20 protein-coding genes are annotated in these 21,474 nt (G+C 39.0%); 14 read left to right on the top strand and 6 right to left on the bottom strand.

Annotated elements, in window-relative coordinates; translation table 11 throughout:
* The first annotated feature begins 300 nt into the window (after window positions 1-300).
* From DQ356_RS00570 to DQ356_RS00545, 7 genes are all read left to right on the top strand, one after another.
* Window positions 301-810: a hypothetical protein gene (locus tag DQ356_RS00570; RefSeq protein ID WP_114302526.1), complete on the top strand. Its 510-nt coding sequence runs from the start codon at window positions 301-303 to the stop codon at window positions 808-810.
* A gap of 636 nt (window positions 811-1,446) precedes the next feature.
* Complete coding sequence (locus DQ356_RS11295; RefSeq protein WP_228420578.1) at window positions 1,447-2,289, top strand: IS110 family transposase; 843 nt, start codon at window positions 1,447-1,449, stop codon at window positions 2,287-2,289.
* Window positions 2,286-2,804 carry a transposase gene (locus DQ356_RS11290; protein ID WP_228420576.1) on the top strand — a complete coding sequence of 173 codons (519 nt, stop codon included), beginning with the start codon at window positions 2,286-2,288 and terminating at the stop codon, window positions 2,802-2,804. The genes DQ356_RS11295 and DQ356_RS11290 overlap by 4 nt, the downstream gene beginning before the upstream one ends.
* A 57-nt stretch (window positions 2,805-2,861) precedes the next feature.
* On the top strand, window positions 2,862-3,239 hold the full coding sequence (locus tag DQ356_RS00560; RefSeq protein WP_088470034.1) for a hypothetical protein: 378 nt from the start codon (window positions 2,862-2,864) through the stop codon (window positions 3,237-3,239).
* Between the two features lie 639 nt (window positions 3,240-3,878).
* A complete protein-coding gene (locus tag DQ356_RS11285) occupies window positions 3,879-4,721 on the top strand; it encodes an IS110 family transposase (protein WP_228420578.1) in 843 nt (280 codons plus the stop codon).
* Window positions 4,718-5,236, top strand: coding sequence for a transposase (locus DQ356_RS11280; protein WP_228420576.1), 519 nt, complete (start codon window positions 4,718-4,720; stop codon window positions 5,234-5,236). Before DQ356_RS11285 ends, DQ356_RS11280 begins: the two co-directional genes overlap by 4 nt.
* Before the next feature lie 96 nt (window positions 5,237-5,332).
* On the top strand, window positions 5,333-5,872 hold the full coding sequence (locus DQ356_RS00545) for a hypothetical protein (protein ID WP_114302524.1): 540 nt from the start codon (window positions 5,333-5,335) through the stop codon (window positions 5,870-5,872).
* Between the two features lie 224 nt (window positions 5,873-6,096).
* Here the strand turns inward: DQ356_RS00545 and DQ356_RS00540 are convergent, their stop codons facing one another.
* On the bottom strand, window positions 6,097-6,588 hold the full coding sequence (locus tag DQ356_RS00540) for a site-specific integrase (protein WP_126723211.1): 492 nt from the start codon (window positions 6,586-6,588) through the stop codon (window positions 6,097-6,099).
* Between the two features lie 352 nt (window positions 6,589-6,940).
* On the opposite strand from DQ356_RS00540, the gene DQ356_RS00530 reads away from it, so the two are divergent.
* Window positions 6,941-8,377, top strand: coding sequence for a S41 family peptidase (locus DQ356_RS00530; protein ID WP_114302521.1), 1,437 nt, complete (start codon window positions 6,941-6,943; stop codon window positions 8,375-8,377).
* Between the two features lie 721 nt (window positions 8,378-9,098).
* Here DQ356_RS00530 and DQ356_RS00515 read toward each other — a convergent pair.
* From DQ356_RS00515 to DQ356_RS00500, 4 genes are all read right to left on the bottom strand, one after another.
* Window positions 9,099-10,727, bottom strand: coding sequence for an acyl-CoA carboxylase subunit beta (locus tag DQ356_RS00515; protein ID WP_114302519.1), 1,629 nt, complete (start codon window positions 10,725-10,727; stop codon window positions 9,099-9,101).
* A gap of 269 nt (window positions 10,728-10,996) precedes the next feature.
* The gene (locus DQ356_RS00510) at window positions 10,997-11,635 is read right to left on the bottom strand and encodes a trimeric intracellular cation channel family protein (protein ID WP_114302518.1); all 639 of its coding nucleotides are present in this window, start codon (window positions 11,633-11,635) and stop codon (window positions 10,997-10,999) included.
* Between the two features lie 24 nt (window positions 11,636-11,659).
* On the bottom strand, window positions 11,660-12,121 hold the full coding sequence (coaD, locus tag DQ356_RS00505; RefSeq protein ID WP_114302517.1) for a pantetheine-phosphate adenylyltransferase: 462 nt from the start codon (window positions 12,119-12,121) through the stop codon (window positions 11,660-11,662).
* A gap of 8 nt (window positions 12,122-12,129) precedes the next feature.
* The gene (locus tag DQ356_RS00500; RefSeq protein WP_114302516.1) at window positions 12,130-13,119 is read right to left on the bottom strand and encodes a D-alanine--D-alanine ligase; all 990 of its coding nucleotides are present in this window, start codon (window positions 13,117-13,119) and stop codon (window positions 12,130-12,132) included.
* Between the two features lie 161 nt (window positions 13,120-13,280).
* On the opposite strand from DQ356_RS00500, the gene DQ356_RS00495 reads away from it, so the two are divergent.
* From DQ356_RS00495 to murI, 5 genes are read left to right on the top strand one after another with little or no spacing between them, the layout of a single operon-like run.
* A complete protein-coding gene (locus DQ356_RS00495; RefSeq protein WP_114302515.1) occupies window positions 13,281-14,339 on the top strand; it encodes a PASTA domain-containing protein in 1,059 nt (352 codons plus the stop codon).
* A gap of 26 nt (window positions 14,340-14,365) precedes the next feature.
* Window positions 14,366-15,424, top strand: coding sequence for an RluA family pseudouridine synthase (locus tag DQ356_RS00490; RefSeq protein ID WP_114302514.1), 1,059 nt, complete (start codon window positions 14,366-14,368; stop codon window positions 15,422-15,424).
* A 51-nt stretch (window positions 15,425-15,475) separates the two neighbouring features.
* On the top strand, window positions 15,476-16,423 hold the full coding sequence (locus DQ356_RS00485; protein WP_114302513.1) for a PorP/SprF family type IX secretion system membrane protein: 948 nt from the start codon (window positions 15,476-15,478) through the stop codon (window positions 16,421-16,423).
* A 49-nt stretch (window positions 16,424-16,472) separates the two neighbouring features.
* Window positions 16,473-17,597 carry a radical SAM family heme chaperone HemW gene (gene hemW, locus DQ356_RS00480; protein ID WP_114302512.1) on the top strand — a complete coding sequence of 375 codons (1,125 nt, stop codon included), beginning with the start codon at window positions 16,473-16,475 and terminating at the stop codon, window positions 17,595-17,597.
* A 55-nt stretch (window positions 17,598-17,652) separates the two neighbouring features.
* Window positions 17,653-18,483 carry a glutamate racemase gene (gene murI, locus DQ356_RS00475; RefSeq protein ID WP_114302511.1) on the top strand — a complete coding sequence of 277 codons (831 nt, stop codon included), beginning with the start codon at window positions 17,653-17,655 and terminating at the stop codon, window positions 18,481-18,483.
* 6 nt (window positions 18,484-18,489) lie between these two features.
* Here the strand turns inward: murI and DQ356_RS00470 are convergent, their stop codons facing one another.
* On the bottom strand, window positions 18,490-20,034 hold the full coding sequence (locus tag DQ356_RS00470) for a serine hydrolase (RefSeq protein WP_114302798.1): 1,545 nt from the start codon (window positions 20,032-20,034) through the stop codon (window positions 18,490-18,492).
* Between the two features lie 65 nt (window positions 20,035-20,099).
* On the opposite strand from DQ356_RS00470, the gene pyrF reads away from it, so the two are divergent.
* The gene (gene pyrF / locus DQ356_RS00465) at window positions 20,100-21,461 is read left to right on the top strand and encodes an orotidine-5'-phosphate decarboxylase (protein ID WP_114302510.1); all 1,362 of its coding nucleotides are present in this window, start codon (window positions 20,100-20,102) and stop codon (window positions 21,459-21,461) included.
* Window positions 21,462-21,474: the final 13 nt, after the last annotated feature.

The following is a 21,474-nucleotide window of genomic DNA, read 5'->3' as shown; positions in this document are numbered from 1 at the left end:
CGCTTTGCCTGATTGATGATTTTGTTTTCTCTGAGCTCGTCTGAACTCTTTTTTTTGTTGCCATTCTATTGATTTTTTAATTACCTTTACAAAGTAACCGATTTATGCAATTGGGAAAGCTACCTAAGGTTTAGTTCAACAAGATATTGCCAAAAGCGGGGTTAAACGGCTTCGATTGTACTTTTTTACTAAATTTAAACTGTGATATTTCTATTGGGCGATAGTGCTAAAAATCCTCGCCTTCGGCAATACCCAAAACGTTATACGACATTGCAAACCAACACTATACATAAAACAAAAATGACAAAATCTAAAATATTATTTTTATTCATAATCAGTCTTTTTTCAACTTTCTCTTTTGCACAAAATGAAAAAGAATATCGAGAAGAATTTACGCTAAAAATTCCTGTTGATTCGGTTCAATTCTATCAGCAAGAGGTTCAAAAATCAAAATATTTTGTAAAAGAAGGTGTTTTACAAATTTTTCCAGGAGAAAATTTATTTATCGAAACGGAAACTGATGGAAATAAAATTACGGCAATGAAGATTGTAAAAGAAAATCTAAATCCTGAAAAAACTATTGAGATAAAATTCTACCAAACAACAGACGGAAGAAAGCACGAACAAATGATGTTAGAAGTTAAAAATCCTTTTGACAAAGAACTGAATTATGACGCAATGATGTATATTGTTGGACATAAAGATTGGATAAAAACAAGCATTATTCCTATCAAGCCAAAACTAATGAATTTTGAAATGTGGAATGATGTAATAATAACTTTAGTTTTGAGTAATTGGAGAATAAAATAGCAACGTCGTATAATAACTAAGCTTTCGTTGGGCTTGAAAAGCCAACAATGAAAGCCCGTTGAACGGAACTTTTGGGGGCTTTTTCAGCATTATGGGTTTATCGACGAAGGATTTAAAGATTTACAGGAGACTTCTAGAAGAGTCTCAATAAACCGAACAGGATTATCAGTTGTAATCTTTTCTTCCAAGCTGCTTACCAATAGTTGATTCCGGGGAGTTCCTTGTATATACTGCATATTTAAAAATACGAATTTCGTATCTTTCTGACAACTATTTTACTATATTTGTTAACAAAGGATTGTGAGTTTTTTCACAGTCTGCCGTTAGCTGCAATCCCCCTACCATAGAAAAAAGGTTGAGTTTTCCAGCTAACGACCCAATAAGTCCTCTTTCCTTCAACAAATTTCACTAATTTCACACTGCTCCTTGTTAAGGCCGGTATAAACAATGGTGTCCTAGAACCCCTCGTGCAATCAAGGTTAGGTCGTGTAAAAGCCTAGGATAGTGATATCTTTGGCTGTGTTAGAGTTTAATGGTGAATTTGCTTTTGGCAAATATCCCGATCAGAATAATTTCAAGTCTCGAAGACATGACCCCTGGAGTTTTTGTTTAATATTTATTTTTAAAAATTCAGTAATGGAAACAAAAAAGCAAATTTCATTAGAAGTGGTCAATCCCAATGCTGCGGGAATTGATATTGGAAGTCGCAGCCATTGGGTGGCGGTAGGACAAAATGCAGAAGATGTCAAACAGTTTGGTGTTTACAGTCAGGACCAAATCGAGATGTGTGATTGGCTACGTTCCAAAAATGTACAATCCATTGCCATGGAAAGCACAGGAACATACTGGCAAAATTTATTCTCCACACTTGTAGGACAAGGTTTTGATGTCATTTTGGTCAATGGCAGACAAACCAAAAATATCAAAGGAAAAAAAACCGACATCAAAGATTGCCAGTGGATACAGAAGCTTCATTCGCTGGGACTTTTAAGTGCCAGTTTCCTGCCCGATTCAGACACCGATACGGTACGAACCTATTCTCGCCACAGACAAAATCTACTCAACCAAAGCGCTTCCTGCATCAAAAGAATGCAGAAGTATTTGCGATTGATGAATATGCGACTGGAAGTGGTGGTAAGGGACATTGTTGGACTTACTGGTTCTTCCATTATTGAAGCTTTCTTGAATGGAGAATACAAAGGAGAAGAATTGGCAAAACTGCGTCACTACAACTGTAAAAAATCTCAAGAAGAGATTGCAAAAGCATTGCAGTTTAATGGTCGCAAAGATTACCTTTTCGCTTTGCAACAAGAGTGGAGTTCTTATAAGCATCTTCAAGAACAAATAAAACACACAGATATTCAAATTGACCAATTACTCAAAGAAGTTATTGAGAAAAATGACCATAAAAAGCAACACATCATTGAAAAAAAAAGCACAAGCGAAAAAACAAGAATGGACTTGCAGAAACAGATTTGAATTTAATCGCCTATCAGTATTTTGAAGGAATTGATTTAATGGCGATTGAAGGCGTAAATGAAGGCTTGATTATGACACTTATTTCTGAAATCGGATTGGAAGGAATTAGGAAATTCCCAACTGCCAAGCAATTTACAGCATGGCTCAGACTGGCTCCCAATAATAAAATCAGCGGGGGAAAAATACTATCCCATCACATCCCGAAAGGAAGTTCAAGGCTGAAAATCGCACTTAGAAACACCGCAAATGCGATTGGCAATCTAAAAGAAGGCTGGTTAGTAGATTTCTTCAAAAGAATCAATTACAAAAAAGGAAGAGCAGCAGCAATCACAGCGCTGGCAAGAAAAATCGCGGTCATCATCTGGAATATGCTGGTAAAAGGGCAAAATTACCATCCTCCCACTCAATACCTTTTTTTAGACGAAAAAAGAAAATTGGGTATTATCAAAAGAATCAAAAAACAAATCACTAAATTTGAATTGACTAATGAAGATCTAAAAATAATAACTGATTGATTTGCAATGAGATAATTTAACGTTAGTCAGAATTGCAAAAACAAGATTCCGTATTAAATGAAAGAAAATAAGATTGTATTTACAATAATTTTTGCATTTATAATTTTTTTAATTGTAATGTATAACAACCAAAAATCCAAAGCACTAACCAAAAATAGAAAATACACAATCGTAAAAATTCTTGACGCCCAAGTACATGGGAAAAATAATACGAAATACACTTTTGAATTAAATGGAAATTTAATGAATAGTTACTCAAAACTATTGTGGAGAAATGAGCGTGATTCAGTAATTGGAAAAAATATTATACTTGAATATGATAGTACAAACTACAAAAATTCTAAAATATTGTTGGGTTATAAAATTCCTGACACAGTGAAAATTCCAATAAACGGCTGGAATGAAATTCCAGAATATTTGATTAAGGTTGATTAATTGCAACTACAGCTAATAACTAAGCTTCGTTGGGCTTGAAAAGCCAACAATGAAAGCCTGTTGAACGGAACCTTCGGGGGCTTTTTTGGCATTATGGGTTTATCGACGAAGGATTTTAAAGATTTACAGGAGACTTCTAGAAGAGTCTCAATAAACCGAACAGGATTATCAGTTGTAATCTTTTCTTCCAAGCTGCTTACCAATAGTTGATTCCGGGGAGTTCCTTGTATATACTGCATATTTAAAAATACGAATTTCGTATCTTTCTGACAACTATTTTACTATATTTGTTAACAAAGGATTGTGAGTTTTTTCACAGTCTGCCGTTAGCTGCAATCCCCCTACCATAGAAAAAAGGTTGAGTTTTCCAGCTAACGACCCAATAAGTCCTCTTTCCTTCAACAAATTTCACTAATTTCACACTGCTCCTTGTTAAGGCCGGTATAAACAATGGTGTCCTAGAACCCCTCGTGCAATCAAGGTTAGGTCGTGTAAAAGCCTAGGATAGTGATATCTTTGGCTGTGTTAGAGTTTAATGGTGAATTTGCTTTTGGCAAATATCCCGATCAGAATAATTTCAAGTCTCGAAGACATGACCCCTGGAGTTTTTGTTTAATATTTATTTTTAAAAATTCAGTAATGGAAACAAAAAAGCAAATTTCATTAGAAGTGGTCAATCCCAATGCTGCGGGAATTGATATTGGAAGTCGCAGCCATTGGGTGGCGGTAGGACAAAATGCAGAAGATGTCAAACAGTTTGGTGTTTACAGTCAGGACCAAATCGAGATGTGTGATTGGCTACGTTCCAAAAATGTACAATCCATTGCCATGGAAAGCACAGGAACATACTGGCAAAATTTATTCTCCACACTTGTAGGACAAGGTTTTGATGTCATTTTGGTCAATGGCAGACAAACCAAAAATATCAAAGGAAAAAAAACCGACATCAAAGATTGCCAGTGGATACAGAAGCTTCATTCGCTGGGACTTTTAAGTGCCAGTTTCCTGCCCGATTCAGACACCGATACGGTACGAACCTATTCTCGCCACAGACAAAATCTACTCAACCAAAGCGCTTCCTGCATCAAAAGAATGCAGAAGTATTTGCGATTGATGAATATGCGACTGGAAGTGGTGGTAAGGGACATTGTTGGACTTACTGGTTCTTCCATTATTGAAGCTTTCTTGAATGGAGAATACAAAGGAGAAGAATTGGCAAAACTGCGTCACTACAACTGTAAAAAATCTCAAGAAGAGATTGCAAAAGCATTGCAGTTTAATGGTCGCAAAGATTACCTTTTCGCTTTGCAACAAGAGTGGAGTTCTTATAAGCATCTTCAAGAACAAATAAAACACACAGATATTCAAATTGACCAATTACTCAAAGAAGTTATTGAGAAAAATGACCATAAAAAGCAACACATCATTGAAAAAAAAAGCACAAGCGAAAAAACAAGAATGGACTTGCAGAAACAGATTTGAATTTAATCGCCTATCAGTATTTTGAAGGAATTGATTTAATGGCGATTGAAGGCGTAAATGAAGGCTTGATTATGACACTTATTTCTGAAATCGGATTGGAAGGAATTAGGAAATTCCCAACTGCCAAGCAATTTACAGCATGGCTCAGACTGGCTCCCAATAATAAAATCAGCGGGGGAAAAATACTATCCCATCACATCCCGAAAGGAAGTTCAAGGCTGAAAATCGCACTTAGAAACACCGCAAATGCGATTGGCAATCTAAAAGAAGGCTGGTTAGTAGATTTCTTCAAAAGAATCAATTACAAAAAAGGAAGAGCAGCAGCAATCACAGCGCTGGCAAGAAAAATCGCGGTCATCATCTGGAATATGCTGGTAAAAGGGCAAAATTACCATCCTCCCACTCAATACCTTTTTTTAGACGAAAAAAGAAAATTGGGTATTATCAAAAGAATCAAAAAACAAATCACTAAATTTGAATTGACTAATGAAGATCTAAAAATAATAACTGATTGATTTGCAATGAGATAATTTAACGTTAGTCAGAAGTGTAGGACACGATCCCAAGTTAAAAGCGATTTACATAAAATGGAAAAGTATGAGTAGACAAATATGACATACGAAGATTTTACAAATAAATTTAAGAAGACAAACTCGTTTGACAAGTATTGGAATTATTTCATCTCTATTGCAGTAATCGGAGTTGGATTATATTTTCTGTATTTGCTTAATTTCACCGAATGGTATGACCTTAAGAAAGTGACAACAAAAAATATAATGCCGATTTGGGGTATCTACGTTTTTTGCGGACTTTTAATATTGTTAGGACTTTATGGATTTTGGAGAATTCCCAAAACTTACGAGATAACCTTCATTAAATCTGAGTTTTCAATTGATAAAAAAAATCAAATAATAAATCAAATAATTAGCGATTTTAAACTTAACGAACTTGAAAGAGACGAGCAATACCGACACTTCAGATATGTAGGACGTTTTTGGAATACTTTTGACATATATATGTTTTACGACACGAACAATTTCTATTTGAATGCCCAACAAATAGACTTTGGAAATGATGGTGGTTTCATTGACTTTGGGACATCAAAAAGAGTTGCAAATAAAATTAAAAATAAAATAATTGCATGTTTTTAAAACGAAATTGTTGAGAAATAAAGACAATTGAAGCATGGAAATAACACCAGCAGCCAATAGCTAAGTTTTCGTTGCGTGCGAAGCACGAACAATGAAAACCCTGTTGAACCCTTCGGCTAGCTCAGGGCAGACTCGCTTCGGGAGCTTTTTCAGCATTATGGGTTTATCGACGAAGGATTTTAAAGATTTACAGGAGACTTCTAGAAGAGTCTCTTTTTTTGTGACTAATATTGGTGGTTTTTCTTGGTTTTATCGTAACGGTAATCTTTGTAACTGAACAAATCACAGAGACGAAGATTTCTGACTTCCAAATAGCGCAATCCACAGCCGTAAAGCAACCCGATTAAGATTTTATGTTTTAAAAGTTTACAGCCGGACAACATCTGCCAAACCTCTTGTTTACTGAGCACTACAGGAAGTTTTTTCTCTTTTTTAATTTCCGGAAGACTTAGAAAATCGTAGCTCAATCCTTCCGATTTCAACAGAAACCGAAGCCCGTAAACCGTGTGTTTAATTGCGAGGGTGATTTTGATTTTTTTCTGAAGATAAAAAAGATAATCATGGATTTGCTCAGGATCCAATTCTGTCGGGATTTTCCCGAAATGCAGCGACACCGCAGCCAGGTGTCTGGAGTAATTACTGAACGTACTTTGGCTTCTTCCAGGCACCGAAACCGTACGTTCAAACCGGCCTAAAAGTTCTGTAAAACCAGGCACTTCGCGCTTTGCCTGATTGATGATTTTGTTTTCTCTGAGCTCGTCTGAACTCTTTTTTTTGTTGCCATTCTATTGATTTTTTAATTAACTTTACAAAGTAACTGATTTATGCAATTGGGAAAGCTACCGAAGGTTTAGTTCAACACGGTATTGCCAAAAGCGGGGCGAAAGTGCAAAACTCAACTTTCGTTTTTCAATTCCGCCAAAAACGAATTTTATTCGTTTTTTATTTTTTAAATTTAACTCACAAAAATTCGTTTTGGCTCGCCTCGGTGCAAAATCGAAACTTTCAGCTTCGATTTCCCCGCCTTCGGCAATACCCAAAACGTTAGGCGATATTTTACAAAAAACTATGAGAATAATTTTAACTATAGCAATTACTTTTTTTTCTACTTATTTAATTGCACAAAAAAAATGTGATTGTCTAAAAGTACTTGATTATATAACAAATCAAATTGAAAAAAATTCAGCTTCTTATGCTCATCAAGTAATTGAATATAAGAGACAAAACGAGTATAATAAACATAAAACTCAGACACTAAAAATAGCTACAGAAATAACGACAGAAAAAGAATGTTTAGGAATTGTACAATATTATCTATCATTTTTAAGAGATTCTCATCAAGAACTATATGTTACAAACGAATATTACCCTTTTAAATCTTTTAATGATACAACATCTGTAAAAAAATTCCTACAAGAAAATGTTGAAAATCATAAACTGAAAAAAAATAATTCAAAAAAAATACTAGGAAATTGGCATTATAAAAATGGTTTATTCTCTGTTCAGATACAAAAAAACAAACATAAAGGAAGAGAGTATATTGGAGTTTTAACCGAAAATTTTAATAACAATAATCAATTTTTAGGATATAAAGGAGATTTAAAAATTGAATTTTATAAAAATTATAAAGGAGAGTTGTTTGCGATTTTTTGGAGTTTCGGGCAAAAACCGTCTTCCTATAAAGTTGAACTTAATGGTGATACATTAAAATTAGGTAGAAGTCTAACCTTTTATCGAAATGATAAGGACATTAAAAAAGTAGATGACTTTACACCTTCTGACTCTACTTATTTTAAAGAATTAAGCAGAGCAACAAACTATATCAGAATAAACACTTTTGATTACGAAAACAAATCTTTGATAGATTCTATCATCAAAATGAATAGACAAAAACTAGTTTCTAAAGAAAATTTGATTATTGACGTTAGAAACAACGGAGGTGGAAGTGATTTAAGTTATTATCCTTTACTTCCTTTTATAATGGATAAAAAGTCTTATCAGAACCCAATTGCAGCATCTTCGATATGGGTTAGTAATGATAATTTTCAGGACTATTATAATGAAAGATATATGTATGGTATAAATACGAAACAAGATAGTTTAAATGCAGATAGAGAAATTGAGGAATTAAGAAAACATATCGGAGGATTTGAACCTTTTGTAAAAACTACTTCAAAAATAGATTTGATTTATTCTTATCCGAAAAAAGTTTATATCCTTCAGAATAGAAAAGATGCAAGTTCAACAGAAGGTTTTATATTGACGGCAAAACAAAGTGCCAAGGTAAAAACATTTGGAGAAAATACTGGAGGATATGTATCTTATGGTGAATGGCGGAAATTAGGAATTCCTAACTTTCCTGCTTGGATAAGTATGACACAAAAGAAAATGATTTTTTACGATGGTTCAGACTTTGAAACTATAGGAATCCAGCCTGATATAGAATTAAATCCTAATTTTGAAAAAGATTGGACAAATATTGTACAGAAAGAAATTGAAAAATAAAAACATCGCCTAATAGCTAAGTTTTCGTTGCGTACGAAGCACGAACAATGAAAACCCTGTTGAACCCTTCGGCTAGCTCAGGGCAGACTCGCTTCGGGAGCTTTTTCAGCATTATGGGTTTATCGACGAAGGATTTTAAAGATTTACAGGAGACTTTCAGAAAGGTCTCTTTTTTTGTGACTAATATTGGTGGTTTTTCTTGGTTTTATCGTGGCGGTAATCTTTGTAACTGAACAAATCACAGAGACGAAGATTTCTGACTTCCAAACAGCGCAATCCACAGCCGTAAAGTAACCCGATTAAGATTTTATGTTTTAAAAGTTTACAGCCGGACAACATTTGCCAAACCTCCTGTTTACTGAGCACTACGGGCAGTTTTTTCTCTTTTTTAATTTCCGGAAGACTTAGAAAACCGTAGCTCAATCCTTCCGATTTCAACAGAAACCGAAGTCCGTAAACCGTGTGTTTAAAGTACGATTGCGAGGGTGATTTTGATTTTTTCTGAAGGTAAAAAAGGTAATCGTGGATTTGCTCAGCTTAATAAAACAAGCCTTGTAATCGCAGCCCATTATCATCAAACTATATTGGAATTGACCAGAAAAATATCCTTTGGTCAACAGATCACCAGGGCAAACTGTGCAGCAGAGCTCTATGGTCATTGGACCAATATCAATCACCCACCTGTTTTGTCCAGAGAATTTGAAATTTGGCAGCAGCTCCGTTACACCTGAATTACCCCCATATTGAAAGGTTCGCGGATAGGAGCGTGGTTGGCGGCTTCAATTCCCATGGAAATCCACTTTCTGGTGTCTTCGGGATTGATGATAGCATCTGTCCACAGCCGGGCTGCAGCGTAGGTAGCATCGGTTTGGTTTTGGTATCTTTTTGAAATGGTATCCAGAATTTCCTGATGTTCCTCTTCGGTAATTTCTTTGCCCTGTTTTTTCAGAGTGGATTCCTGGATTTGTGCCAATACTTTGGCCGCCTGAGCACCGCCCATCACAGCAAGGTCAGCCCAGGGCCAGGCGACGATTAATCGTGGGTCATAGGCTTTTCCGCACATTGCGTAATTTCCTGCTCCATAAGAATTTCCAGTGATAACCGTGAATTTTGGAACGACAGAGTTGGCTACGGCATTTACCATTTTTGCACCGTCTTTGATGATTCCGCCGTGCTCCGATTTGGAACCTACCATGAATCCGGTAACGTCCTGAAGGAACACCAAGGGAATTTTCCGCTGATTGCAATTGGCGATAAAACGGGTGGCTTTATCCGCAGAATCCGAATAGATCACTCCTCCGAACTGCATTTCGCCTTTGCCGTTTTTTACCATTTTTCTCTGGTTGGCAATAATTCCTACCGCCCAACCGTCAATTCTCGCTGTAGCGCAGATGATGGTTTTGCCGTAATCCGGCTTATATTCTTCATATTCCGAATGGTCTGTAAGGCATTTGATGATATCAAAAGTGTCATACTGTTCCGCTCTGGAAACAGGCATGTGTCCGAAAATATCGGCTGGGTTTTCCCGAGGAGGGAAACTTTCAGTCCGGTTGAAGCCTGCTTCCTCAAAACTGCCCGTCATTTTCATGATATTCTTGATACGGTCGAGTGCGTCCTTATCATCCTTCGCTTTGTAATCCGTAACTCCTGAAATCTCGCAATGGGTGGTGGCACCGCCCAAAGTTTCATTGTCAATATTTTCACCGATGGCTGCTTTTACGAGATAACTTCCTGCCAGGAATATAGATCCTGTTCCGTCCACAATCATGGCTTCATCACTCATAATCGGGAGATAGGCACCGCCTGCTACACAACTTCCCATCACCGCAGAAATCTGAATAATTCCCATCGAACTCATGCGGGCGTTATTTCTGAAAATTCTGCCAAAATGCTCCTTGTCCGGAAATATTTCATCCTGCATGGGAAGATATACGCCTGCTGAATCTACCAAATAAATAATAGGAAGCCTGTTTTCCATGGCTATTTCCTGGGCACGCAGATTTTTCTTTCCCGTGATCGGAAACCATGCACCTGCTTTTACAGAAGCATCATTGGCGACTACGATACACTGTTTTCCTGAAACATACCCCATCACCACTACTACGCCACCGCTTGGGCACCCGCCGTGTTCTTCATACATTCCATATCCGGCAAAAGCTCCGATTTCTATCGAATCGCGGTTTTTGTCCAGCAGATATTCAATACGCTCGCGGGCCGTCATTTTCCCCTGATCACGAAGTTTCTGTAATCCTTTTTCGCCACCGCCTTTTTTTATTTCATTATAAAGGCTGTTGATGTCTGAAAGCCTGAGTTTATTCTTGTCCTCGCGGGTATTAAATGCTAAATCCATGTGAAAATTATTGAAGCCGAAAGATACAGATTTTTCAGGAAAACAGCGGTTCAGTAATCACTGTAAACAATTTGTTGACTGTCAGTAAATTGAAATATTCCGATTTAACATAATTTAACCATATCGGAAGTAATTTTTGCACAATATTTGCGTTATAGAAGTGTCTGCATGAGATGAACGCAGCAGACGAGTTCCTAGTTTATTTTTTAATAGTTTATTAATTGAGGGCCCCGGAAATTGTAACAGGTTTCCGGGGTTTTCAATGTGTATTAGGTTCTGCCGTCGTGAATATCGTTATAAAACTTAGGCATTTGCCAGTGAAATTTCACGGCAAGCGTTCTGATGGTAACGATGAGCAGGATGGTAATCATCTGTTTTACAATGCTGGAAATGCCACTGTATTGAATCATCAAAAGATAAACGGTTCCACCCAGAATGCAGGCAGTAGCATAAATTTCTTTTCTGAAAATCAGCGGTATTCTGTTCAGTAATATATCCCGCAATATTCCACCAAAACAGCCGGTAATAGTGCCGAGTGTAATACAGATGACGGGATGCAGGTCTGCATTCAGACCTTTTTGAATACCAATAATGGTGAAGAGTCCCAAACCAATACTGTCAAAGAGAAACAGGGTGACCTGGAAGTTTTTCTCGAAATATTTGATAATAATCCCAAGAACGGTGGCAATGAATATCACCGCACAGATGAAAATATCATGCATCCAGAACACCGGAACATTCAGCAGTAAATCCCGGATGGTACCTCCGCCAACTGCCGTAACAAATGATATAATAAGAACCCCGAAAGGATCAAACCGTTTTTGCATGGCAGCAAAAGTTCCCGACATGGCAAAAGCAATGGTGCCGAGCGTCTCGATGAGAATGCTGAAATTTTGTTCTAATTCCAAGGGTTTTATTTTTAAAATAATCTGTTATACCCGAACAGAATCCGGAACCAGAAGTTCATAATGGCCTTTGAAACTGATGATTTCTCTTACGATACTGCTGCTGATAAAGGATTTCCCGGCGGAAGTTAGCAGGAATATTGTTTCAATTTTATTGTCGTGAGTCAGCGTTCGGTTGGTTTGTGCAATGGCTTTTTCAAACTCGAAATCGGCAGGATTCCGAAGTCCGCGAAGGATAAAATTCACCTTCTTGCTTTGGCAGTAATCAATGGTGAGGCCTTCAAAACTGTCCACTTCCACGTTCGGGAAATCTTTGAACGTTTTCTGGATAAATTCTTTTCGTTGCTCCAGCGAGAACATATATTTTTTCTGCGAATTCTGGCCTATGGCGATAATAATTTTATCAAACAGAGGCGCTGCCCGTTCCACAATGTCATAATGTCCTAAAGTAATGGGGTCAAAAGATCCCGGAAATACAGCAATTCTCATCTATCTGCTTATTTATGTTGTTGTAAAGCTTTTTCTACTTCCTGCCCGCAAAGGTCTTCTATGGAAATTCCGAAATGCCGGGCCTGTTGCGGCAGGATAGAAGCCGGCGAAAATCCGGGATTGGTATTCATTTCCAGCATATAGGGAATTCCGTTCATGATGATAAATTCACTTCGGGAAAACCCGCTCATTCCCAGGGATTCGTAAGCGTGCTTTGCTGTGTCTTCCACCCGTTTTTTTGTTTCTTCATCAATTCTCGCCGGGGTAATTTCTTCTGAAGCACCCTCGTATTTGGCTTCATAATCGAAAAATTCTTTTGTCGGAACAATTTCTGTAATACCCAGAACGGTAGTTTTTCCATTAAGATCTAATACTCCCACCGAAACTTCCATTCCATCCAGAAAACTTTCGATCAGAATTTCTTCATCCTCTGCAAAAGCTAAGGCAAAAGCTTTTTCGAACTCGCCGGCAGTTTTCACTTTGGAAATTCCCAGAGATGATCCACTTTGATTTGGCTTTACAAAGCAGGGCAAACCAATTTCTCGCACAATTTCTTTAATATCTACGGGCATATCTTTTCGCAGATAGATGCTTTTCGCAGAAAGAATTCCATATTTGGACAATACTGCTAAAGTGTCTTTTTTATTAAAAGTGAGGGCGCTTTGGTAAAATCCGCAGCCTGTATATTTCTGGCCGACTAAATCCCAATATGCTTGCAGTTCTCCATTTTCACCCGGCTTTCCGTGGATAATATTAAAACAAACATCGAAACGAACCGTGTAACCACTGCTGAGGGGAACCGAAAAGTCTTCTTTATTGATGGGAACTTTTTGTCCGTGATCGTCCAGAAAAAACCAACCTTCCTGTAAAATCACGATTTTATACACATTATATTTTGACCGGTCGAGTGAATCAAAAATAAGCTGGCCACTTTTTAAAGAGACTTCATATTCTCCGGAATAGCCTCCCATTACGACGGCTACATTGGTTTTTTTCATAAGTATTACAAATCAGTAGCGACAAATTTAATGATTTTGCTGAATGTTTGTGCATCAGTGTATTGAAATGAGGATGTTCATCTGTCAGGATAGTCGAAATGACGGCCTCCTATTTTTAAAATTATTATTTATATTTGCCTACGTTTAAAGTTATTAAAACCATGCTGAAATCACTCTTCCACTGGAAAGTACTATTGAATATTATCTTGGCAGCAGTCATATTTATCGGCGTGGTCTGGCTTACTTTCCGTTGGTTAGAACTTCATACCAATCATGGCAAAGAAATTCCGGTTCCGAATGTGATGAACAAATCGGTACATGAAGCCATCAAAGTGCTGGATGATGTTGGGCTGGAATATGAAGTGGACAGCTTCAAATTTGATCCGAAATACAAGCCTTTTCAGGTATTGGATATTTTTCCTAAACCGGGTGCCCGTGTGAAAGGAGGTCGCACCATTATGCTGAAAGTAAACCCAAGAACCTGGGCTAAAGTGACGGTGCCGGATATTCTGGACAAATACAAAGGTCTTGCATTTTTGAGACTCGATCAGGTAGGCCTTAAAGTAGGAGATACGATTTTTGAACCCAGTATTCAGCGCGATGCCGTCATCCGAATGCTGTTCAACGGTACGGTACTGAAACCGGGAACGCAGCTGGAAAGATTCTCCACCATCGATCTGGTGATTGGAGCCGGACCTAAAAGAAACATCGGAGTACCGAATCTTGTGGGCCTCTCTGTAGCAGAAGCGAAAGCCATTATCAGCAATAATCTTTTTGAAACCGGTTTGGTAGAGCATGAAGACGGGAAGGGTGATCCTTCTGATATTGTCTATTATCAGGACCCTGTTGCAGGATCCCTGCGGGATCAGGGAATGCAGATTGACCTTTGGGCCAGCAAAAAAGCACCTTCCGAAATGGGCAGCCGCATTGCTTACCTGAATTCAATTTATAGAATAAAAATTGATACTACGCTTCCGCCGGTTCGTTATGAAGAAATTCCTGCGTTTGACGAACCTGTTTTTGAGCCGAAACCCAACCCTGAAACTCCGAAACCGATAGCACCTGCAACCGCGCCTTCACAGCCTAAAACCGGAGGCAGTGGAACTACAGGCAGCGCACCGGCAGGAACTACAGCCAATAAGAAACAAGAAGTTTCCACAACAAAACCTGCCGCAACCATACCGGAGAAACCGAAAGTCAGGAAAGTAGTGGTAGAGTAATTGGAAAAATGGGATAGTACTGTAAGATGAGGTCAGAGAACGAGGATTTCCTGGAAGAAGATGCACCGGATATTGAGTCCGGAGACGGAGAAAATGCAGGGTTGTTTGAACACCTAACGGTGACCGTAGACCGAAATCAGGAGCCGCTCCGGATTGATAAATACCTCCATATTTTCCGCCAAAATTCATCAAGAAATAAAATTTCGCAAACCTGCCGGGCAGGCAATGTAGTCGTGAACGGAACACCGGTGAAGCAGAACTACCGAGTAAAACCCGGCGATATAATATCCGTACTGCTGAGCCATCCGCCGCGCCAGAATGTAGTTGTGCCACAGGATATTCCGCTTCAGATTGTTTATGAGGATGATGACCTTATAGTGGTGGATAAAGAAGCAGGAATGGTGGTGCATCCGGGACATGGAAACTGGGACAAAACATTGGTGAACGCCCTGGCTTTTCATTTTGAAAAAAATGGGCTGAATTCCGACCTCGATCGGGTGGGTTTGGTACACCGTATCGACAAAGATACCTCCGGATTATTGGTGGTGGCTAAGAACGAATATGCACTGAGCCATTTGGCAAAACAATTTTTTGACCGTAAGACTCAGCGGCTTTACTGGGCTTTTGTCTGGGGAAATATTGAGGAGGAAGAAGGAACCATCACCGGAAATATCGGAAGACATCCCAAAAACCGAATGCAGATGGCCGTATTTGAAGACGGTAGCTCGGGGAAACATGCAGTCACCCATTTTAAGGTAAAAGAGCGTTTTCGCTACATGACTTGGGTAGAATGCAAGCTGGAAACAGGCCGTACTCATCAGATTAGAGCACACTTCAAGCATATCGGGCATACTTTGCTCAATGATGAGAGATACGATGGGCATATCCCGACGCGTGGGCAGAATCTTCCAAAATATAAACAGTTTATTCAAAATATATTTGAGGCTATGCCCCGACAGGCACTTCACGCCCATACGCTGGGCTTCATGCATCCCGCTACCAAAAAGGAAATGTACTTTGAAAGCCCGATGCCAGCAGACATGGCTAACACTGTTAAAAAATGGAGAAATTATTTAGAAAATTAAAAATATATCAATAAATTTTTTATATTTGTTCATCTGAAATTAAGATTTGTTATGAGAAAACTATATGCTGTTGTATGCTTGGCTTTATTTTCTACTGCATACCATGCACAGGAAACATTACCTTATTACCATCAATACCTTTTCGACGGTGATTTTCTTTTTAATCCCGCGCAGTATGGTAAAACAGATTATGTACATGTCAACGCTAATTACCAGAAACAATTTGCTTCCCTGAGCGAATCTCCCAACGTACAAAGTGTAGGGATGCATGCGAATATTTTCGATAGGGTAGGTGCAGGTTTTTCGGTGTATAGAGATCAGAATGGCCCTATCTCGGCCGGAGGAATTACCCTGGGTGCTTCTTATTTCATTCCCATCAGTGATGAAGGTGAAAGAAAAGACCAGTTCTCTTTTGGTACCAGCGTTACAGCAGCCAATTTTAATTTCGATTATACAAAACTCAATGTGGATCAACAGAACGATCCGCTGCTTCAGGGAGATAACAGTATCTTCATGATGTATGCGAACTTTGGTCTTGCAGCGACTTATAGAAATATCTTCGCAGGTGCTTCCATTACGGATATTGCCCTGAGCAATGACAGAGACCTGGTGAACTTCCGTGAGCCATCACCCATTAAGATTTTTCTGAATCTGGGATACGACTGGTACCTGACCGAAGGATTATATGTAACGCCATCGGTTTTAATGAACCTGAATACCAACTCTTCCATCATGCTGGACGGGAATTTAATGGGAACGGTGAAAACGGATTTCAATTCATTTTCTGCAGGAGCCAGTTTCAGATATGTTCAAAACAGATTTGATACCCAAAGTCTTGCGATTTCTCCGGTAGTGAAAGTAAATCTGAACAAATTCATGATCGGTGCGACTTACAATATCGGTTTGTCTGATATTGCAGAATTTGGAGGAAGCAGCTTCATGATCGGCCTTGGATACAACTTTGATAACTTTATTAATGTACGAGGGTACAGATATTAAAATAACCGTTTAATAAAAACTTGAGCCCCGAAATATCGGGGCTTTATTGATGATATACGTTCATATCCCATTTTGCAGGCAGAAATGCAGTTACTGTAATTTTCATTTCTCCACCTCACTTTCTCTCAAAGATGAAATACTAAAAGCCTTAAAAAAAGAAATTGGGCTTCGGAAAAATGAACTAAATTTGGCCAACCTGAAGTCTCTTTATTTCGGAGGCGGAACTCCTTCTATTCTCACTCCGGAAGAAATCATGATGCTGACAGATGAGGTATTAAAGTATTTTCACTTCGATCCCGATATAGAAATTACCTTAGAAGCCAATCCTGATGATTTGAATAAAGATTTTTTAAGTGGACTTTCAAAAACCGTTGTTAACCGTCTTTCTATCGGCACTCAAAGTTTCCACGATGAAGATTTGAAACTGATGAACAGGATTCATTCCGGAGCGGAAGCTGAAGATTCCATAAAACGTGCTCAGGATCACGGATTTCATAACATCAGTCTGGATCTGATTTATGGCTCTCCTGTGTCAGATTTTGAAGTTTGGAAAAACAATCTCCGAAAAGCAGTCGCGCTGGAAGTTCCCCACATTTCCTCTTACGCTCTTACCGTTGAACCCAAAACCGCATTGAATTCGTGGATAAAAACAAAAAAAGTTCCGTCGCCGAAGGATGAGGAACAGCAAAAAGAATTTCATTATATGTCTGACTTTCTGAAGGATAACGGATTCATTCATTATGAGATTTCAAATTTTGCAAAACCCGGATTTTATTCGAGACATAATACGGCTTATTGGAACAATGAACCGTACCTCGGCATCGGGCCTTCTGCGCATTCCTATAACGGCAGAGATAAAAGAAGCTGGAATGTAGCCAATAATACGCTTTATATTAAAAGTCTGGCTGAAAATAAATTTCCTTCCGAAACGGAAATTCTTTCTGAAAAAGACCGCTACAATGAAATCATAATGACCGGCCTTCGAACCGCTTCGGGGGTAAACATAGCGCGACTTGAGGAATCTTTTTCTTCGGAAATCCTCGATCATTTTGAAAAAGAATTAACAAAAGGTTTGCAATCTGGAGTATTGAAAACGACAGAAAATCATCTTATGATCCCGGAAGAAAATTGGTTTCTGGCAGATGGAATTGCCTCAGATTTATTCATCCTGTAAATTCAGTCTTATTTTCACTTAAAAAAACATTATTTTTGTCTCAAATTCGTCAGCTTTGAGAAAGAATAAACAGGATTTTTCACATCTTCATCCGGATCAGCCTATTGGGATTTTTGATTCCGGAGTCGGAGGTTTAACGGTAGCCAAAGAGATTAACAGGATGCTTCCCGATGAAAATCTGATCTATTTCGGAGATACCAAACATCTTCCGTACGGTGATAAATCTAAGGAAGCCATCGTAGGATATGTGTCCAGAATCACACGCTTTCTGATAGAGAAAAATTGCAAAGCGATCGTTATTGCCTGTAATACCGCCACCGCCAATGCTTTGAAGGAAGTTCAGGAAATCACAGAAAATAAAGTTCCCATTATCGATGTCATCAGTCCCGTTGCTGAAAAAGTAGCGTATGAAATTCATACCAATGTGGGTGTCATTGCAACAAAGGCAACTGTGAATACAGGGATTTACCGGAAAAGCATCCGAAAACATAACAAGTTTATTCAAGTGGATGAGTTGGCGACGCCACTTCTTGTTCCGGTGATTGAAGAAGGGTTCAAAAACCATCCGGTGACGCATTCGATCATTTATAATTATTTAAGCCATTCCAAGCTCAAGAACATAGAAACACTGGTGTTAGGTTGTACCCATTATCCGCTCTTGATGGACGAAATCAAACAGTTCTACGGAAACCGCGTCCGGGTGATTGATTCCCCGCGTATTGTGGCCAGTCACCTGAAAAATGTATTGGAACAGCATCATCTGCTTCACAGCAAAAACCCCGCCCCGGAATATCATTTTTATGTTTCAGACCTTACCAAAAACTTTGAGAAGATATCAAAGAAAATCTTCGGCAACGGAATCCGGCTGGAACTGAAAGTACTGTAGATAAATTTATTTTTTCCTTTTCAAATCGAGGTCTTCGAAGTCGAAACTGAAATCGGTAATATCAGAAATCGGTTTCATTTGAACGCTGAGTGCTTTTCCGTTTTCATCATAATTAAAAATAAGGAATGCGTCTGCATCATAGCTTCTGTCGTCCCACTTCGCTATAAAAGTATTGTGGGAATAAGGGATGAGTTCTCCCTTCAGTCGCGGTGAAGTCTTGCAGAAAATCCGGTATTTTTTTTCTTCTTCAAAAATTTCAACATCTCCAAACCAGGCGTCTGTGTACGTGCCGGTGAACTGTTCCGATTTGGGATGAAGATTTTTGTTTTTTCCGAAAGCTCCTGCCTTGGCGTAAATTTCCTTTTTTTCTTTCTCTTTCTCGGAGAAATACTTGGTCATTCTTTCGTCATACGTTTTCAGCCAGTTGCGGTCTTCGAGGCCAAGATAGGCGTCTTTCACGGCATTGGTAATCGTGTTGAATGCTGCGCCGCTTTGCTGATTGGTCAGCACAACAATGCCCAGTTTCAGGTCGGGAATCAGGGTGAACAGCGTTACCGTTCCAATTAATCCGCCACTGTGCTGCACCTGTTTGTGTCCTTTTACATCACTGATAAACCACCCGAGTCCGTAACCGTAATGTTGTGTATCGTAAGGGTTTTTCAATGCTACAGTAGAAGGCATCTGGATTTGCCAGAGTTGTTGAATCTGCTTGTCCGAAACCAGCTTTTTTCCGTCTTTGGTAGTGAATCCGTTCATTAAAAAGTCTGCCCATGTCAGCATATCGGTTACGTTACTCATAATTCCGCCAGCTGCGTTGGCAGTCTCGTTCCAATCGTGCGGAACCTGAATGGCTTTTCCGTTCACCGGTGCGTGGGCGTCAATTTTATTGCTGATGTGTTTGGCGCGGTTATAGCTTCCGAAACTCTGCTGCATTCCCACCGGTTTCATAATGCGCTGTTCGATAAATTCTGCCCAGCTCAACCCGGAAATCCGGGTAATCACTTCTCCGGCTACAATGAACATGATGTTGTTGTAATCCATTTTATTCCGGAAACTATTTTTGGGTTTCAGATAACGGACGTTGTGGACAATATCCGCGATGGTTTGCGTTCCGCCTTCGGGAAAAAACATTAGATCTCCCTGTCCCAAACCGAGGCCTGCTCTATGGGTAATCAGATCTTTTACCGTCACTTCCTGGCTTGCATAAGCATCATACATTTTAAATTCAGGGATATGCTTCGTCACTTTATCGTCCCAGTTTAATTTTCCTTCATCTGCTAAAATGGCGAGTGCTACTGCTGTAAAAGCCTTTGAATTAGAAGCTATACCAACAAGCGTATTGTCATTCATCCCTTGTTTTGTAGTGAGCGAAGCCAGTCCGTGGCCTTTCGAATACACCACTTTTCCGTCTTTTATAATCCCGACCGATATTCCGGGAACATCAAAAGTTTTCAGGGTGTTTTGCACTAATTCATCAAGTTGTTTTTCGTTGATTTGTGCAAACGTGAAAAAAGAAAAGAGAATCAGAAATAAAGAAAAATTTAATTTCATTTTAAGAGAATTGGTTTCTCCAAAGATAAGGTTTTCCGTAACTTTGTAAAAATCTATAGTAAGGAATGGAGACAAAAAAAGAATTTTTTCTGGAGTGTTACGAGTTGGGTATTATCAAATTCGGAAAGTTTACTTTAAAATCAGGGATTGAAAGCCCGTTTTATGTGGATTTAAGACCTTTGGCTTCTGATCCCAGAATTCTGAAAAAACTGGCCAACTATATGCTGGAAATGCTGCCTCTGGATAATTTTGATTTGATCTGTGGAGTTCCTTACGCTGCACTTCCCATGGCTACCGCAATGTCGCTGGAAAGCTATTTGCCCTTAATTATTAAGAGGAAAGAAGCCAAACAACACGGAACCAAAAAAATGATCGAAGGCCTGTACAGAAAAGGCCAGAATTGTCTTTTGGTGGAAGACGTCATCACTTCCGGAACGTCGCTTTTGGAAACTATTCCTGAAATTGAAAATGAAGGCATTGCCGTTTCCGATATCATCGTGGTTCTCGACAGGCAACAGGGCGGAAAAGAACTGCTGGAAAGCAAAGGTTTCCGGGTTCATACGCTGTTCAACATCACGGAAGTTTGCGCTATTTTAAAAGAAGAAGGTAAACTGGATGATGAGGAAATTGGCCGCATCAATGATTTTCTCTCCGGAAATATGGTGAAATTTGAAGACCCAAAACATCTTACTTACGAATATAAACTGGAAAACCTGGAGCATTCCAAAGCGAAAAAACTGCTGGAAATAGCTCTTGAGAAAAAGTCCAACCTTATTGCTTCGGCAGATGTTCTCACCACAAAAGAATTGCATGAATTTGCAGAAAAAACCGGCCCTCATATTGTGGCACTCAAAACCCATATGGATGTGATCACGGATTTTGATTACGACCAAACCATCCTTCCGCTGATTGATATCGCTGCAAAACACAATTTCATGTTGATGGAAGACCGTAAATTTGCGGATATCGGGAACACTCAGGATCTGCAGTATTCTTACGGAATGTACAAAATATCCAATTGGGCAGATTTGATCACGTCTCATGTCATCGGCGGTTATTCTTCTCTGGATTATTTTCATAATTGCGGTGTCATTGCGATTTTAGGAATGTCTTCGGAAGGAACGCTGACAGATAAAAACTACCGTGATGAAGCCACGAAAATTGCGCAATCGCATCCCAATATCATCGGCGGAGTCGCTCAGAATGAGTTGCCGGAAGAGTTGCTGCTTTTCACGCCCGGTGTAAATATGGAAACATCAGGCGACGGAAAAGGGCAGCAATACAATACACCTGATCATGTTTTCAGAAATCTTCACACCGATTTTATCATCGTAGGCCGCGGAATTTACAAAGCAGAAAACCCTGAACAGGCTGCCCTTTCCTATAAAATCGCTGGCTGGGAAGCGTATGAAGCAAGTTTGAATTAAATATAATTCCGAC

The organism is Chryseobacterium lacus (assembly GCF_003336205.1).
Taxonomy (GTDB): domain Bacteria; phylum Bacteroidota; class Bacteroidia; order Flavobacteriales; family Weeksellaceae; genus Chryseobacterium_A; species Chryseobacterium_A lacus.
This window is presented reverse-complemented; position numbering and strand designations above follow the sequence as displayed.

Bases quoted from the DNA above. Each gene is read 5' to 3' on its own strand.
- DQ356_RS00570 (WP_114302526.1), top strand. From the start codon at position 301: ATGACAAAATCTAAAATATTATTTTTATTCATAATCAGTCTTTTTTCA.
- DQ356_RS11295 (WP_228420578.1), top strand. From the start codon at position 1,447: ATGGAAACAAAAAAGCAAATTTCATTAGAAGTGGTCAATCCCAATGCT.
- DQ356_RS00560 (WP_088470034.1), top strand. From the start codon at position 2,862: ATGAAAGAAAATAAGATTGTATTTACAATAATTTTTGCATTTATAATT.
- DQ356_RS11285 (WP_228420578.1), top strand. From the start codon at position 3,879: ATGGAAACAAAAAAGCAAATTTCATTAGAAGTGGTCAATCCCAATGCT.
- DQ356_RS00545 (WP_114302524.1), top strand. From the start codon at position 5,333: ATGACATACGAAGATTTTACAAATAAATTTAAGAAGACAAACTCGTTT.
- DQ356_RS00530 (WP_114302521.1), top strand. From the start codon at position 6,941: ATGAGAATAATTTTAACTATAGCAATTACTTTTTTTTCTACTTATTTA.
- DQ356_RS00515 (WP_114302519.1), bottom strand. From the start codon at position 10,727: ATGGATTTAGCATTTAATACCCGCGAGGACAAGAATAAACTCAGGCTT.
- coaD (WP_114302517.1), bottom strand. From the start codon at position 12,121: ATGAGAATTGCTGTATTTCCGGGATCTTTTGACCCCATTACTTTAGGA.
- DQ356_RS00500 (WP_114302516.1), bottom strand. From the start codon at position 13,119: ATGAAAAAAACCAATGTAGCCGTCGTAATGGGAGGCTATTCCGGAGAA.
- DQ356_RS00495 (WP_114302515.1), top strand. From the start codon at position 13,281: ATGCTGAAATCACTCTTCCACTGGAAAGTACTATTGAATATTATCTTG.
- DQ356_RS00490 (WP_114302514.1), top strand. From the start codon at position 14,366: ATGAGGTCAGAGAACGAGGATTTCCTGGAAGAAGATGCACCGGATATT.
- DQ356_RS00485 (WP_114302513.1), top strand. From the start codon at position 15,476: ATGAGAAAACTATATGCTGTTGTATGCTTGGCTTTATTTTCTACTGCA.
- hemW (WP_114302512.1), top strand. From the start codon at position 16,473: ATGATATACGTTCATATCCCATTTTGCAGGCAGAAATGCAGTTACTGT.
- DQ356_RS00470 (WP_114302798.1), bottom strand. From the start codon at position 20,034: ATGAAATTAAATTTTTCTTTATTTCTGATTCTCTTTTCTTTTTTCACG.
- pyrF (WP_114302510.1), top strand. From the start codon at position 20,100: ATGGAGACAAAAAAAGAATTTTTTCTGGAGTGTTACGAGTTGGGTATT.